Annotated in this window: 13 protein-coding genes and 1 other annotated feature; of the genes, 11 read left to right on the top strand and 2 right to left on the bottom strand. The window is 41.9% G+C overall.

What is annotated here, in order from left to right; genetic code table 11:
- Positions 1 to 100 precede the first annotated feature (100 nt).
- A complete protein-coding gene (locus tag KFZ56_RS15365; protein ID WP_222642858.1) occupies positions 101 to 664 on the bottom strand; it encodes a TetR/AcrR family transcriptional regulator in 564 nt (187 codons plus the stop codon).
- A 163-nt stretch (positions 665 to 827) separates the two neighbouring features.
- Here KFZ56_RS15365 and KFZ56_RS15360 point away from each other — a divergent pair, with 163 nt between their 5' ends.
- The 3 genes from KFZ56_RS15360 (at position 828) to KFZ56_RS15350 (ending at position 6264) form a co-directional block, all read left to right on the top strand.
- Positions 828 to 2882 carry an efflux RND transporter permease subunit gene (locus KFZ56_RS15360; protein ID WP_222642857.1) on the top strand — a complete coding sequence of 685 codons (2055 nt, stop codon included), beginning with the start codon at positions 828 to 830 and terminating at the stop codon, positions 2880 to 2882.
- Positions 2883 to 2886: 4 nt separating this feature from the next.
- Positions 2887 to 4710 carry a YhgE/Pip domain-containing protein gene (locus tag KFZ56_RS15355; RefSeq protein ID WP_222642855.1) on the top strand — a complete coding sequence of 608 codons (1824 nt, stop codon included), beginning with the start codon at positions 2887 to 2889 and terminating at the stop codon, positions 4708 to 4710.
- A 331-nt stretch (positions 4711 to 5041) separates the two neighbouring features.
- Positions 5042 to 5307, top strand: a binding site (T-box leader).
- A 108-nt stretch (positions 5308 to 5415) separates the two neighbouring features.
- Positions 5416 to 6264 (top strand): SAM hydrolase/SAM-dependent halogenase family protein, encoded by an 849-nt coding sequence (locus KFZ56_RS15350; protein WP_222642853.1) that lies wholly within the window; start codon positions 5416 to 5418, stop codon positions 6262 to 6264.
- A gap of 355 nt (positions 6265 to 6619) precedes the next feature.
- Here KFZ56_RS15350 and KFZ56_RS15345 read toward each other — a convergent pair whose 3' ends face one another.
- Positions 6620 to 7519, bottom strand: coding sequence for a glycine betaine ABC transporter substrate-binding protein (locus KFZ56_RS15345; RefSeq protein WP_222642851.1), 900 nt, complete (start codon positions 7517 to 7519; stop codon positions 6620 to 6622).
- Between the two features lie 602 nt (positions 7520 to 8121).
- On the opposite strand from KFZ56_RS15345, the gene KFZ56_RS19655 reads away from it, so the two are divergent.
- The 8 genes from KFZ56_RS19655 (at position 8122) to KFZ56_RS15310 (ending at position 15452) form a co-directional block, all read left to right on the top strand.
- Positions 8122 to 8781, top strand: a complete 660-nt coding sequence (locus KFZ56_RS19655) for an amidohydrolase family protein (protein WP_255585172.1) — start codon at positions 8122 to 8124, stop codon at positions 8779 to 8781.
- The gene (locus KFZ56_RS19650) at positions 8688 to 9203 is read left to right on the top strand and encodes an amidohydrolase family protein (protein ID WP_309228355.1); all 516 of its coding nucleotides are present in this window, start codon (positions 8688 to 8690) and stop codon (positions 9201 to 9203) included. Before KFZ56_RS19655 ends, KFZ56_RS19650 begins: the two co-directional genes overlap by 94 nt.
- Positions 9203 to 9559: a Rieske (2Fe-2S) protein gene (locus KFZ56_RS15335; RefSeq protein ID WP_222642850.1), complete on the top strand. Its 357-nt coding sequence runs from the start codon at positions 9203 to 9205 to the stop codon at positions 9557 to 9559. Before KFZ56_RS19650 ends, KFZ56_RS15335 begins: the two co-directional genes overlap by 1 nt.
- Before the next feature lie 27 nt (positions 9560 to 9586).
- Complete coding sequence (gene betB, locus KFZ56_RS15330) at positions 9587 to 11050, top strand: betaine-aldehyde dehydrogenase (RefSeq protein WP_222642849.1); 1464 nt, start codon at positions 9587 to 9589, stop codon at positions 11048 to 11050.
- Between the two features lie 76 nt (positions 11051 to 11126).
- Positions 11127 to 11477 (top strand): Rieske (2Fe-2S) protein, encoded by a 351-nt coding sequence (locus KFZ56_RS15325; protein ID WP_222642848.1) that lies wholly within the window; start codon positions 11127 to 11129, stop codon positions 11475 to 11477.
- Between the two features lie 4 nt (positions 11478 to 11481).
- Entirely contained in the window at positions 11482 to 12714 is a 1233-nt protein-coding gene (locus KFZ56_RS15320; protein WP_222642847.1) for an NAD(P)/FAD-dependent oxidoreductase, read from the top strand.
- Between the two features lie 442 nt (positions 12715 to 13156).
- A complete protein-coding gene (locus tag KFZ56_RS15315; RefSeq protein WP_255585170.1) occupies positions 13157 to 14569 on the top strand; it encodes a glycoside hydrolase family 1 protein in 1413 nt (470 codons plus the stop codon).
- Positions 14570 to 14591: 22 nt separating this feature from the next.
- A complete protein-coding gene (locus tag KFZ56_RS15310) occupies positions 14592 to 15452 on the top strand; it encodes a PRD domain-containing protein (protein WP_222642846.1) in 861 nt (286 codons plus the stop codon).
- The last annotated feature ends 3 nt before the right edge of the window (positions 15453 to 15455 follow it).

The following is a 15455-nucleotide window of genomic DNA, read 5'->3' as shown; positions in this document are numbered from 1 at the left end:
TGAAAAAACTATGTAAACTTTTAATAAAATTTAGCTGGGAAATGGCCAAGTGAGAAGGTACTATTCATATAGTGTTTATCCTCTATTTCTCCGATGTTTGTCATTTACTATCACCTGTATGAATCGTAATGCTGTTAATCAGGCGGGCGATTTGTTCAACAGGTTGATCCATGTTGTTTGCCAGCCAGTGTTTAATCACGTAGATGCCACCACCGACAAGAAAGGATCCAGCGTACTCGGATATGTTGGTATCGATGGCTTGATGATCGGTCCAGCTTGTCATCAGAAATTGTTGGGCGACATCCATGATGCGACGCTCAAACGAAGGATCATTATTTTCATTAAGAAGCGTTTGGCATGTGTCGTATTTCGAAGCAATATATTCCAGCAGTTTCTCGGTCATTTGCAGCGATTCTTCTTCCCTGGTGAAATTATATTGATTCAAATACATGTTTAAATCCACGATTATTTCCTCTTCTATTTGCTCCATTAAATCAAATGGGTCCCGGTAATGAGCATAGAACGTGGAGCGGTTAATATCAGCTTGTTCACAAATTTCTTTCACCGTTATGGATGATAATGGTTTCGCTTTTAATAACGTCATTAAACCATCTTTTAAAACCATACGGGTGTATTTCTTTCGACGATCCAGTTTTTTGTTCACGAAATTGTCACACTTTCTTTTGGGTGTTAAGCAACAGTATTTTACTATTTGTTGTTTTTTTTACGTATGTTGGGAAACTGTTTGTTGTAAATCCAACACGCTGTCTTATATAATATTATCGTGTTTGAATGGATGAAGCAAGAAAGGATGAACAGAGACAGCAATGACGAATTTTATACTAAAATATAGAAAATCGGTTGTCATTACGTTTATTACACTGGCAATTGTTAGTGCGCTCGTGCAATTTGGCGTTGCAACTAATTATGATATGGTTGATTATTTGCCGGATGATGCGCCATCCATTGAATCCACAGATGTGATGGACGAAGCGTTTGACGATGATGTGGCCAATACGCGGGTCATGATAAAGGACGCCAGCATCCAAGAAGCGCTTGGCTATAAGGAAAAATTGGAAGCCATTGACGGTGTTTCAGGTGTCATGTGGCTCGATGACGTGATGGACATAACAACACCAATCGAAATGGAAGATAAAGATACCGTTGAGTCGTACTATAAAGATGGCGATGCGTTATTTTCTTTTGAGATTGAAAGTGGAAAAGAAGTGGAAACGACAGACGCCGTTTATGACTTGATTGGTTCAGACAACGCGATGGAAGGAGATGCCTTGGATACAGCAATCTCGCAGGAAATGACAGGAGAAGAGACGATGAATGCAGCGTTGATTCTTGTACCTGTTGTGATTTTGATCTTGCTGTTGTCTACAACGTCATGGCTAGAGCCAGTCTTTTTCTTAACAGCTATCGGTGTATCCGTTTTAATTAACATGGGAACGAACATTTTTTTAGGTGAGGTTTCCTTTGTAACCGAATCAGTAGCGCCGATTTTGCAGCTTGCCGTGTCCCTTGATTACGCTATATTCTTGCTTCATAGCTTTACCGATTATCGAAAGACAGCGGAGACGCCGGAGGAAGCGATGAAGCTAGCAATGAAGCGATCTTTCCCGGCTATTGCAGCAAGTGCATCAACGACCGTTTTCGGATTTGCGGCTTTAATGTTTATGAATTTTGGGCTTGGCGCAGACCTGGGTCTAAATCTATTAAAAGGTATTTTGCTTAGTTTCATCAGTGTGATGATATTTCTGCCGGCTTTCACGCTATTACTGTATAAAGGCATTGATAAAACCAAGCATCGGCCGTTTTTACCAAGTAAATTTAATATCGGAAATTATATTATAAAGCTTCGTATTCCGGTTCTATTGCTCATAGCTATTCTCATTGTTCCGGCCTATCTAGCACAAGGTAATACGGATTTTCTCTATGGAAATGGAGGGAATGCCGATAATACGCGGGCCGGTCAGGATGAGAATGCAATTGAAGCTACATTTGATAAAAACACTCCGATGGTGCTGTTAGTGCCAAAGGGAGATTTGGCACGGGAAGATGAACTTGTTCAAAATCTGGATAATTTGGACGGTGTAAAAAGTACGGTTTCCTATGTGAATACAATAGGGACTGGGATACCGCCTGAGTATCTCGATGCGTCAGATACCGAAGACTTCTTTTCGGAAAATTACAGCCGGATCACGTTAAATACAACAACGGATACGGAGGGGGATGAGGCATTTGCGCTTGTTGAAACGGTCAGGGGAATTGCTGCTGATTACTACGGAGACGATTATCATACTATCGGGGAAAGTGTGTCGATGTATGATATGAAAGATATTGTCGAAGCGGACAATACACTGGTTAATGTACTAACGGTGATTTCTATAGCGATTGTTCTCTTCGTTACATTCCGGTCGATTTCCTTCCCGGTTATTTTACTTTTGACGATCCAGACATCGGTATGGATGAATCTCGCTGTTCCGTACTTGACGGATTCACCGCTTGTTTATATCGGCTATCTGATTATCAGTACGGTTCAGCTGGCAGCAACGGTCGATTATGGTATTCTTTTTACAGAATACTATACGCAGCTCCGCAAGGAAATGAGTGCACTTGCTGCTGTTAAGAAAACCATTAATGAAAAGATTTTCTCCATTGGTGTATCTGCATCTATTTTGTCCAGTGTCGGGTTTATTTTGTGGGCGACGTCTTCCGATCCGATCGTTTCGTCCATGGGGCTCTTGATCGGGCGTGGCGCACTGTTTGCGTTCCTATTAGTGGTGTTCTTATTGCCGGCAATGCTCGTTATATTCGACCGTGTGATTGAAAAAACAACTTGGAAGCCAAATTTTTACCATGGGAAAGAGGAGTGATAGCATGCGTTTGAAACAACTAGCAACTGTGATGATGGGGACTATTCTGGTCTTTGGCTCCCTCCCTTTGTCTGCATTTGCCGAGGAAGATGAACATGCAGATACCCAAAAAGGCCAATATGACACGAAGGATGAAGCCATTTACGGTAATCTAGGGGCAGATGGAGCATTGAAGGACATGTATGTAGTGAATACGTTTCACGTTGATCATCCTGGTGAAATTGTAGATCACGGCGATTATACAACCATTCGAAACTTAACGAATTTAGCTGACATGGAGCAGGACGGCCGTGATGTGCATTTTCAGGCAGAAAAAGGGGATGATGATTTTTATTATCAGGGCTATCTGGAAGACCATCCGCTTCCATGGGATATAGATATTACTTATGTATTGGATGGAGACAAAGTAGATCCGGAGGCGTTAGCCGGTAAAGATGGTTCGCTGGAAATTCAAATGGAAACGTCTGCCAATGAAGATGTCGATGAGACTTTTTTCGAAAATTATATGATGCAAATCACCTTAACGCTTGACCCGTCGACATTTGATAATATTCAAGCGCCGGACGGGACCAAGGCCAAAGAAGGGAAGGATACAAATCTGACATTTACTGTCATGCCAGACGAGGAAGAAACGTTCATTGTTTCTGCTGATGTTACCGATCTGGAGATGGATCCTATTGATATTTCGGCAACACCGGCTTCGATGCCAATGGATGATCCGGACTTAGGTGATATGAAAGGTGATATGGAGTCATTATCGGATGCAATCAAGGAGATCAATGGCGGTGTTGGCGATTTGAAAGATGGTATTTCGGATCTGAACGACGGTGCCTCGGATTTGAGTGAGGGTTCCAGTAGTTATCTGACTGGTATCAATCAGCTGGATCAATCATCCGCTGAACTGGTTGATGGATCTTCACAAATTAATGATGCTTTCCAGGAAGTGGCGGGTGCGGTACAAGACGCTCCGGATGAAGCCCCTGATATGGGTAATATTGATCAATTCCCTGAAGGCATTCGTACATTAGCAAATGGCTTGAATGACACCGCTGATGGTCTTGATGAATTGCGTGATAATTACGATACCGCTTATAGCAATTTGAGTGATGCGATTAACGAGATCCCTGCTAATGAAATTACGGAAGAACAAATCAATGAATTATTCAACAGTGATGTTGATCCGGAAGTTATCAACCAATTGGTAGATTCCTATGAATCGGCTCAAAAGGTTAAAGGCACGTACGAAGGAGTGGAAGAAGCATTCGATGCGGTGACAGGGACGTTGGATGACGTTGCCGGTTCGGTGCGAGAAATGGCAGATGAAGCAAATACTACTGCCACTGAAGTTGAAAATGGGTTGGCTAATATGGATGGACTGGATGAACTGAATGAGTTGCAATCAAGTGTTTCAGAATTTGCATCACAGTATCAATCCTTTCATCAAGGTTTAGTAGCGTATACGGATGGCGTTAGCGATTTGGCATCGAACTATCAAGATATTGACGAAGGTATCGGGGGGATTTCAGATGGCTTGGGTTCCCTGGAAGATGGTGCTGGAGATCTTAAAGATGGCACGGAAGAGTTGGAAGGCGAAACCAGCGATATGCCTGATGAAATGCAGTCAGAAGTGGATGAGATGATGGACGAATATGATGCTTCGGATTTCGATCCAGTATCGTTTGTATCTGATAAAAATAAAGATGTTGACGTTGTGCAATTTGCTCTGCAAACCGAACCAATTGAAGTAGAAGAAGCTGAAACAACGGAAGATACGGATGAAGAAGAGGATAAAGGCTTTTGGGAGCGATTCTTAGACCTTTTCCGGTAGGTAGTTTCAAGATCAGCTTGTAGATTGGATACAAGCTGATTTTTGATATGTGGTATAGAGGCATATTGGATTGTAGATCTATTTGAAAGGAAAGTCATCATTTATCAGTTTCAGGAACGGAACACAAGATCAAACGAACTTCCATGTGCAAAACAGAGGAGGAAGTGAATTCATTTCTTTGTGAAGGACTTTCTGTGGAGTTTGGACGAATATTCAATTAGTGAGAGCTGAGGATCGTTAAAAATCTTCTTAGAACCCCTTGCCTTTTCTATTACTATTACGTATAATGATACTAATTTACAGATAACATTAATTTATCATTTGTTATTTCTAAAAAGCGTTGATGAGGAAAAGTAAGATTCAGATATTTTTCACAGAGAGCTTCGGTAGCTGAAAAGGAGTAAAGTGATGAATCGGAACAATGGCCTCTGAGCTTCGTGCTGAAAATATTGGTTATTAGTAGGTTACGACGAGATTTGGTACTCGTTATCCATACCACAGTATAAAAAGTTTAAGGCTTTCGTACTTGATGAGACTATATATGCGAGTATATGGTGAAATAAGGTGGTACCACGTTCATTCAACCACGTCCTTATCGATATTATATCGGTGAGGGCGTGTTTTTTTCGTTTCTTAGGGATTCCAGAAAAACCAGCCAATCATCGACGAAAGATAAGCTAAGCGAACAAAAATAGGAGGGCTTATATGAGTGGAAATGTAGTAATTCAAACAGATTTTGGGGTTAGTGATGGTGCGGTTAGTGCAATGTATGGTGTAGCCATTTCTGTGGAGCCAGCACTTCGGCTATTCGATCTCACACATGATATCCCGCAATACAATATCTGGGAGGCATCTTATCGGCTATATCAGACATTACCTTATTGGCCGGAGGAAACGGTATTTATTTCAGTGGTTGATCCAGGGGTTGGAACTTCAAGACGAAGTGTTGTCGCCAGAACGGTTGATCATCAATACATTGTAACGCCGGATAACGGTACACTTACTCATATAAAAAAAGCTATTGGAATCGAGGAAGCAAGAGTAATTGATGAGAAAATAAACCGATTGCCGCGTTCTGGTGAATCATATACGTTTCATGGTCGAGATGTTTATGCATATACAGGAGCAAGATTAGCTTCAGGTGTCATTTCCTTTGAACAAGTCGGACCTCCCGTAGATGTGGATGATATTATTGGATTAGCAAAACCCGAGCCCTTTATGGAAAATGGTGTTATTTATGGCAATATCGATATATTGGATGTTCGTTTTGGCAATTTATGGACAAATATCAGCAAAGCATTGGTTCAAGAAGCAGAGATCGCGTATGGAGATTCGTTAGAAGTTACCATTGCTAATAATCGTCAACACGTGTACAAAAATATGATGACATATGGACATTCCTTTGCGGATAGTCGCCTTGGTGATCCATTATTATATGTCAATTCATTAGATAACCTGGGTGTAGCAATTAACCAAGGTTCCTTCGCAAAAGCATATAATATCGAAACTGGTGCCGATTGGCAGATTATCATTCGTAAAGTGCCGAAGGATTAATAGTTGAATGAAAGGTCTGAACGTAAGACTTATCGGCCGCCGTGTGGGACAAATAGCGACATGACTGAAAAAGAGGCTGGGACAAAAGTATTTTTAACAAATAGATTCCGAACATACATCGCTTCGGAAATATACTTCGCGCACCTTAGGGCGGCTGGTGAGCCCCCTTGTGCGCTTCGTGTTGCAAGCGACTTCTAGGGGCAGCACTCCTCGCAAAAAAGATTGCTATCGCACTTCGGTGTCTCACCTATGCCTTCCCTCCCGCTGGAGTCTCCGCATATTTCCTACGCTAATTTTGATAATGTTCGTCTTTTTAATAAAACACTTTTGTTTTGTCCCAGCCTCTCTCTACACCTTAATTTGTTGGTAAATCATCAATACTGTCAATATCCATATATTCTGGTACAACAAAGCCTTGTTGAGCACCTTCCAAATTCGGACCTAAGTCGACGATTTCATTTTTATACTCTTCATAATAGGAAGCCGCGCCCACAGGGAGCCAAGCTATTAGCATCCCATCAACATCGCCACTGGAAAGGGCTTCAAATGCGATTCCCATATCAACAGTTGTCAACGTAACATCGTAGCCCAATTCTTCAAGAAGAATCGCAACGACATTTGTTGATGATATTTCTGTATCCCAATTCACATAAGCCAGCTCGATTTCTTCATTTTCGACTGGTTCAATACCCTCCATCCAGGCGTTAACTTCATCCTGATTGTTTTCGATCCATTCCGAAGCGGCTTCGCGTGGTTCAACGTCATCGTCTCTAAAATTTGCCATAACTTCATTCATGTCTTCCACTTCCCAGTAAAAATTATCCAATAATTGATAAGCGGAAGCGTGTTCATCTTCAAGACCTTCCCTGACCATCGTATGTATATTTTCGGATTCACCTAGTGTCTCTTTTGGGTCTTCTAAAAATTTCAAATCATATTCTCGAAACGACCAGTGTGGTTCCCAGAGCGTGACGACAATCGGTTCTTGATTGTCAATCGCACGTTCTAATTCTGATAACATGGCTGTTTCTGAACTTGGAGTCAGTTCAACATTCAAGTCGTATTCCTCAACGGTCTTTTCAGCGATATCCATCGTTCCTGATCCCGGCTCGATTCCGACAATTTCCTCCAGTTCAGTTGCATCATTGTTTTCTTCTTCTGTAGCATTACCACTGGATTCTTCTTGGCAACCCACCAATAGTAATACAATAGTTATACTTAGGAAGATACCCCATTTCTTTGATAATAAAATCATCATCATCCTTTCCTAAAAATGGTTTTTCATACAATTTGTTGAATATATGTGGTACCACAATTTGTCGACTAACAAGTAGGATAAATCAGAAAAAAAGAAAATACAACGTCGATTATAGGCTTTCTCCGTCGATTTCGTGCATTAAGCTTGCTCAGTGAAGCTCAGGGGCGTTCAGTGAAAGAAATACTAACCGATTTGATTTAAAAGGAAATCGATCGGAAGCACCTTTGAACCGATCGAGCAGCGGAGAAAAACGATCAAGAGCAGCATCGAATCGATCGAGTGGCAGGGTAAAACGATCAAGAGCAGCATTGAATCGATCGAGCAGCAACGTAATTCGAGCGAGAGGCATCGTAAAATTAATTAGGAGAACTGATCCGTTCACTCATTCATTCAAATTACATAAAAGATGAATTTTCCATCCAATTTTGGAGATATTGGCTCACTGAACGTCACTGAGGCTCACTGAGCTTCACTGAGGTCACTCAGTTCATGAAATCGAGTTTGCCAGTAATCAGAAGCTTTTGTAAACTGTTATTAATTCATGCGCATGGGTTATCCATTTAAAGTAATAATTCTTTAAGAAAATTAGGAGTGATTATATGCCGAAAAAGCGAAAGCAGCGTCGTATTATCGATACTGATGTTCACGAACGGGTTATGTATTCGGATCTTCTCCCTTACTTGGACAATCCATGGAGACGATATATAGAGGATAACCACTGGTTGCAGGAAAAACATATGCCGTATACGCAACCAACGGTAGCGGGTGTGGATCGCGCAGATGCGGTAACGCCAGACGGAGGAGCGGCAGGAACAGACCTAGCATTTATGCAAGAGCAACTACTCGATGCGGAAGGGCATGAATACGCCATCTTAAGCGGAGCCTTAGATCCGTCCCCGTCATCCATGCACGGCTGGTATGAAATGGGGACTGCCTTAGCGAGTGCGTATAATGATTGGCAGATTGAAAACTGGCTGGAAAAAGATAGCCGTTTATATGGTTCTGTTCATATTGCAGCACAGGATCCGCAACAAGCGGTCCGTGAGATAGAACGAGTCGGTCCTCATCCGAAAATGGTGCAAGTATTACTACCGATTGATACCCGGTCGTGGGGGATCCGTACTATCATCCGATTTATGAAGCAGCCCAGCGCCATCAATTATCGATTGGTATGCATCATAATGAGCCACCGACGCATTTCGGAGGCTGGCCGCGCTATTTTATCGAGTGGCATACCATGTTGCCAACGGCGCATATGATTGAAGTTTCCAATATGGTGTTTAACGGTGTATTTGATAAATTCCCAGACTTACATCTCATCATGATTGAGGGTGGATTCACACATGTCCCGCATCTGATGAAAAAGATGGATCAGCAGTACAAGGAACTTCGTCATGAAATTCCATGGGTAAAGCGGATGCCGAGTCGCATCATTCAGGATCATGTTCGTTTTACCACGCAACCCGTGGAAGAATTAGACCAAAGAGAATTTATGCAGTATGTCGATCAAATGGGGTCAGAGAATATGATTTGTTTTGCTACCGATTACCCACATTGGGATTATGATTCCCCCCTAGAGGCGCTACCGAAGCTTGACGCGGCGCTGGAGGAGAAGATTTATTCCGAAAATGCGCGAGCTGCTCTTCCTAAATTGCCGAAACGAACAGGAGGTGTGGAATAATGCGAGAAGTTGTGTGTCATAAAGAAGAAATTAATCCGGGTAAGATGAGAAGTGCCACGTTGGGGAAAATTCCGATTGTGGTTTGTCGCACCAAAGACGGTGAATTTTACGCATTTGTCAATAGATGCCTGCATCAGGGCGCCCCGCTTTCCGAAGGTGTCTTATGTGGGGATACCAAACGTACAGATGTTCATGGCAACTATGAATATATAAAAGATGGGGAGATCCTTCGTTGTCCGTGGCATGCGCTTGAATATGACATTAAAAATGATGGTGTCATGCTTGCGGAGCCTGACAAAAAATTACGTAGTTTTCAAGTCACCATTGAAGATGATCAAGTGGTTGTATATAAATAAGGATGAAAAGGTGCATGAGGTGAGCGTATGAAAAAGATGTTTATCAACGGCGAATGGATAGAAGCCAGTTCTAAAGAAACAAGAGAAATTATCAATCCGTATAATCAAGAAGTTATCGAAACAGTCACAGAAGGCAATGAGCAGGACGCCCAATTTGCGATTGCGGCTGCTCGGGAGGCCTTTGACAATAGGGAATGGGCTTTTATCACGGCTGCGGGGCGCGGCAAGGTTGTTCACATGATTGCCGATTTGATCAATCGTGACCACGAAGAATTGGCAAAGCTTGAATCACTTGACACCGGTAAAACCGTGGAGGAAAGTCGTGGAGATATGGATGATATTGCAGGCGTTTTTCGCTATTTTGCCGAAATGGCTGACAAGGACGGTGGCGAGATCATCGATTCTCCTATTCCACATTCAACCAGCAGGGTGGTTCATGAGCCTGTCGGTGTCTGTGGCCAGATAACACCATGGAACTACCCATTATTGCAAGCATCATGGAAATTGGCACCAGCCCTGGTAGCAGGTAATACACTTGTCATGAAGCCAAGTGAAATTACGCCACTTACATCGGTGAAAGTTTTCGAATTAATGGAAGAAGCTGGGGTCCCACCAGGTGTTGTCAACTTGGTGCTTGGGTCTGGTGATAGCGTTGGCGCGGAACTTGCAGCGAATGACAATGTTGATTTGATTTCATTTACGGGTGGCATCGAAACAGGCAAAAAGATTATGCAGGCCGCCAGTTCGAATGTGAAAAATCTAGCACTAGAACTTGGCGGGAAAAATCCGAATGTTGTTTTTGCTGATGCGGCTTTTGAAACCGCTGTTGATCAGGCGATGAACGCGGTATTTTTCCATGCCGGGCAAATCTGTTCAGCAGGGACGCGGCTAATTGTGGAAGAAAGCATTCATGATGATTTTGTCCATGCACTTGTAGAGCGTGTAAATAATATCAAGCTCGGTAGCGGATTTGACCCATCCACTCAAATGGGGCCGCTGATTTCACAGGAACATGTCAATAAGGTGAATCATTATGTGGAAACCGGCAAGCAGGAAGGTGCAACGGTAGCGGTTGGAGGTGATCGTCCCGAAGATCCATACCTGCAAAAAGGATTCTTCTACCTACCGACGGTGTTGACGGATTGTACGACGGATATGCGTGTGGTGCAGGATGAAGGCTTCGGTCCGGTTATTACGGTGGAAAAATTCAGGGACGAAGAAGAGGCCGTCCGTCTTGCCAACGATTCTATTTACGGGCTTTCCGGTGGTGTTTTTACAAATGACATCGCCAAAGCCGAACGCTGTGTAAAGAAAATGCGAATGGGCACGGTCTGGATTAACGACGTGAACCTGTACTTCCCGCAAGCACCATGGGGTGGCTATAAACAGTCCGGAATCGGTCGTGAGCTTGGTAAAACAGGGTTGGAAGAATATCAGGAAACCAAGCATATTTTTCAAAATTTGAAACCGGAGCCGGTGAACTGGTTTTAAAGTCTATGAAGCTGTTTCTTGGTACCAACGCAAAAAACATAAATGACATAGAAAATGAAACAAAAGGGGGATGGCAATGCAACATTCAAAAGGGGAAAGTCCTGTTTTAGACAGTTCTTATATTTATGTGTGCTCAGGTGCAGAGATTGAAGACGATGAGCTAATGGAATGTGAAACAGAGGAAGATACGATCGTGGTCGGTCGTGCAGAAGGAAAGGTTTATGCTGTTGACGGGATATGTTCACATGCCTATGCCGAGTTGATCGATGGTGAATTGGAAGGGACTTGTTTAACATGTCCGTTGCACTTTGCCTGTTTTGATATTCGTGATGGTTCCGTGATGGAAGGCCCGGCAGAAAAACCGCTACGCGTCTACGAGACTATCGAGCGCGACGGATCCGTATGGGTCAGATATAAAAGGGGGTGATGGGGTGTCTTATGTAAATACAACGATTATTATCGGAGCTGGTATTGCTGGCGTGCATGCCGCTGAGAACTTACGAAATGAAGGCTATCAGGATCGGATTGTGCTGATGGACCGTGACAGTCAACTGCCTTATGACCGTCCACCGCTGTCCAAGGAGTGGATGAAGGGGGAGATCGATCATGCACGTATTTTATTACGAGATCCTGCCATTTATGAAGAATTGGACATCGACTTGAAGTTAGGGGTGGAGGTAACGGGCATTGATCCCCAGCGTAAAACCCTCGATACGAAAGATGGATCTTCCTATGAGTGGGACAAACTCATCCTTGCGACTGGATCAAGCTTACGGACATTGTCTATAACGGGCGATGATTTGAAAGGCATTTTTTATTTACGAAAGATGGATGATGCCATAGCTATGAAAGACTATATGCAACATGTGAAGCAAGCCGTTATTATTGGCGCTGGTTTTATCGGTGCCGAACTTGCATCCACGTTGAGCGAGATCGGGATCGACGTTACGATTGTAGAAAGGTCTTCTTATCCAATGGAAAATATTGTAGGCCAACAAGCATCAGCGTATTTTCTCGATTTGCATCGACGTAACGGTGTTGAAGTAATTACAGAAGACGCTATCACGCAGTTTAACGGGGAAGGGAAAGTGGAAGAAGCAGTAACAGCAGGAGGCCGGCGGATCCCCTGCCAGGCTGTCGTGATAGGTGTGGGAGTGACACCGAATACGGAAGTGTCGTCTCCGCAATTGGAGGAAGAAGGGGGCTATGTTGTTAATGCATATGGCGAGACATCCGTCTCTAATATTTATGCGGTAGGGGATTGTACGTCATGGCCATATCAAGGGTATCCCATTCGCATTGAACATTGGGATCATGCCGTCAATCATGCCAAGACAGTTGCAAAAAATGTGATACATCCGCGATCGACACCTTATACGTATACGCCGTATTTCTGGTCGGATCAATACCATATCCGGTTTCAATATTTCGGTCATGCAAAAAATTGGTCCAAAACCGTATTACGAGGATCGATAGAATCAGATGCATTCACAATTTTCTATCTGAATGATCAGGACATCGTTAAGGCCGCGTTTATTTCCAACCAACCGAAACATGCTTTACCCACAAGACGGATGATCCAGCAACAAAAAGCAATAGATACAGGGGATTTAGCAGATGAAAGTATAGCTTTGAAAAAAGTGCAGCGTCTGCAGTATAAATAAAACATAAGCGCGAGAATCGTTTGTTGGTGATATGAAGGCGGGGTTACGTCTTCCTAGTTAACCATATGCTCATAAGTGTAAGCATCAAATCGTTCTGATCTATTCTAATTGGAGGGAACTATTTGATGCTTATGTTTCGTTACAATTCCCTCCCTCATTCTTTTTTCTTTGGGGGTTGGAATTTAATATAGAGGTATAAGACTTTACTTATAGCAATGACAGTTTATGATGTTGTAATGATGATTGGAGAATCAGGGTTGGATCATAGAGTTGTAGGTCATTTCTAAATTCCAAAAATAGCTTGACTTGACTTTAGAGGTGTGTTGTTTTATGATATAGCTAAATCGGCTTGTAACTGATATGATCAGGCAATACCGATAGGCACAGTAGTGTGTCTATTGGTATTGCCTTTTTTTATTTCAAAAAAGGGGAGGTTTTTATTTTGACAGTTTTTCCAAAGGATTTTTTATGGGGTGGCGCTATTGCCGCTAATCAAGCGGAAGGCGCTTGGAATATGGATGGAAAGGGGACAGCAATTACAGATGTAACGGAACATGGTATCGCCAAAAATCAGCATGATAAAAAGGTTGAACCTGGTAAAGTATATCCGAGTCATGAGGCAATAGATTTTTATCATAGGTATGCAGAGGATTTAGAGTATATGGCTGAGATGGGATTCAATTGTTTTAGAACATCCATTGCTTGGACACGAATATTCCCAACGGGAGAAGAAGAAACGCCGAATGAAAAGGGGTTGGAATTTTACGATAAGCTTTTTGATAAAATGTTAGAACTCGGAATGGAACCGATTGTAACAATTTCCCATTACGAAACACCATTAAACTTGTATACAAAGTATAACGGTTGGGAAAGTAGAGAACTAATTCCATTATTTGAGAAATACTGTCGGGTTATTTTTGATCGCTATAAGGATAAAGTTAAATATTGGATGACTTTTAATGAGATGAATAATGTTCATACAATTCCATATGCATCCGCTGCCATGGATCTTACCGGCGAACGAAGCAACCAATTAAGACAAGTTTATCAGGCGACGCATAATATGTATGTAGCTAATGCACTTGCAAACAAAATAGCAAAGGACATGATGCCGAATGCACATATGGGAATTATGATTTCTCTTAGTCAGGCAGCCGGCTATCCAGCTACACCTAAACCTGAAGACGTATTTGGTACACTCCAATTTCAAAGGAGAACCTTTATTAGTGCAGATGTGCAAATCAAAGGAAAATACCCTAACTATGTTAAGAGAATCTGGGAAGAAAATGACGTTAGGTTAGATATTACAGATGAGGATCTAAAACTAATTGCAGCATATCCATCATCTTATATAGCATTTAGTTATTATCGAAGTAGCGTTTTTGAAGATGGCATGAAAATATATGGAGATACTGGCGGTGTGGTTGGTAAGGAAAACCCTTATTTAGAGGTATCTGACTGGGGCTGGCCAATTGACCCGCTAGGCTTAAGATGGATGTGTAACGTCATGCAAGATCGTTATGATTGCCCATTAATGATAGTTGAAAATGGCCTGGGAGACAAAGATACCATTAGTGAAGATGGAAAGATTCATGATGAAGCTAGAGCTAAATATTTAACCGATCACGTCAAAGCCATTGGAGAAGCAATTAAGGATGGTTGTAACATCATTGGATATACGTACTGGGGTCCAATCGATATTGTTTCAGCGGGAACCGGCGAAATGAAAAAACGTTATGGGTTTATATATGTTGATAAGGATAATGAAGGAAAGGGTACGCTTAACAGAATGAAGAAAGATAGTTTCGATACGTATAAAGAAATCATTGAAAATAATGGTGAAAATGTATTTTAAAAAATAAAGAATGGTGAATGGCATGGAAATAGTACGGATACTTAACAATAATGTAGTTGAAGTCAAAAAGGAATCAGGGAATCACGTAATTGTAATTGGCAATGGAATTGGTTTCAGAAAGCACAAAGGTGATTTTGTGAAGCAAACGGATGTCGACAAAGTATTTATTTTGACGAACAAACAGCTATTTCCGACTGTTGAGAACTTACTATTAACTGTTCCAACACATTTAATCGAGTCTTGTAATTTAATCGTTAACTACGGAAGAGAAATTTTGGGTGACCAAATCAATCAAAATATAATTATAACGTTAACGGATCACTTAAATCATGCTATCAATAAAGCACGTGATGGATTTACAACACCGAATCCGCTAAATTGGGATATCAAAAAGTTTTACCCGGAAGAATATGAAGTTGGCAAATATGCTTTAGATATTGTGAAGAAAAATCATTTTGTATCACTACCGGAAGATGAAGCCGGTTTTATCGCAATGCATTTCGTTGCTGCTATCGGTGACAGTAAAGAACCTTACACTGTTATTAAGGTTACGGAAATCATGAAGGCCATTTTAAATATTGTCAAAGCGGAATCTGAAGTGGAATTGGATGAGGAATCTCTTGCATATACCCGGTTCATCAGACATATACAGTTTCTTGCTATTCGCGCTCTTGAAAGCGCAACATATTCTGAGCGTTTTGATGATGAGATAAGTGTATTGCTTAAACAGAAATATGAAAACGAATACGTGATAGCAGAAAAGATAGCAGCAACCATTTTGATAGATTACAACATTCATATATCTTCTTCCGAAAAATTATATATGACAATGCATCTTGCAAGTTTACTTGGCAAAAGGGGGGCAAATTATGAGTCATCATAAAGA

Origin of the sequence: Virgibacillus sp. NKC19-3, assembly GCF_019837165.1 — a bacterium.
GTDB classification, from domain to species: domain Bacteria; phylum Bacillota; class Bacilli; order Bacillales; family Amphibacillaceae; genus Virgibacillus_L; species Virgibacillus_L saliphilus.
The sequence above is the reverse complement of the archived record's forward strand: the minus strand, read 5'-3'. Positions and strand labels throughout refer to the sequence as shown.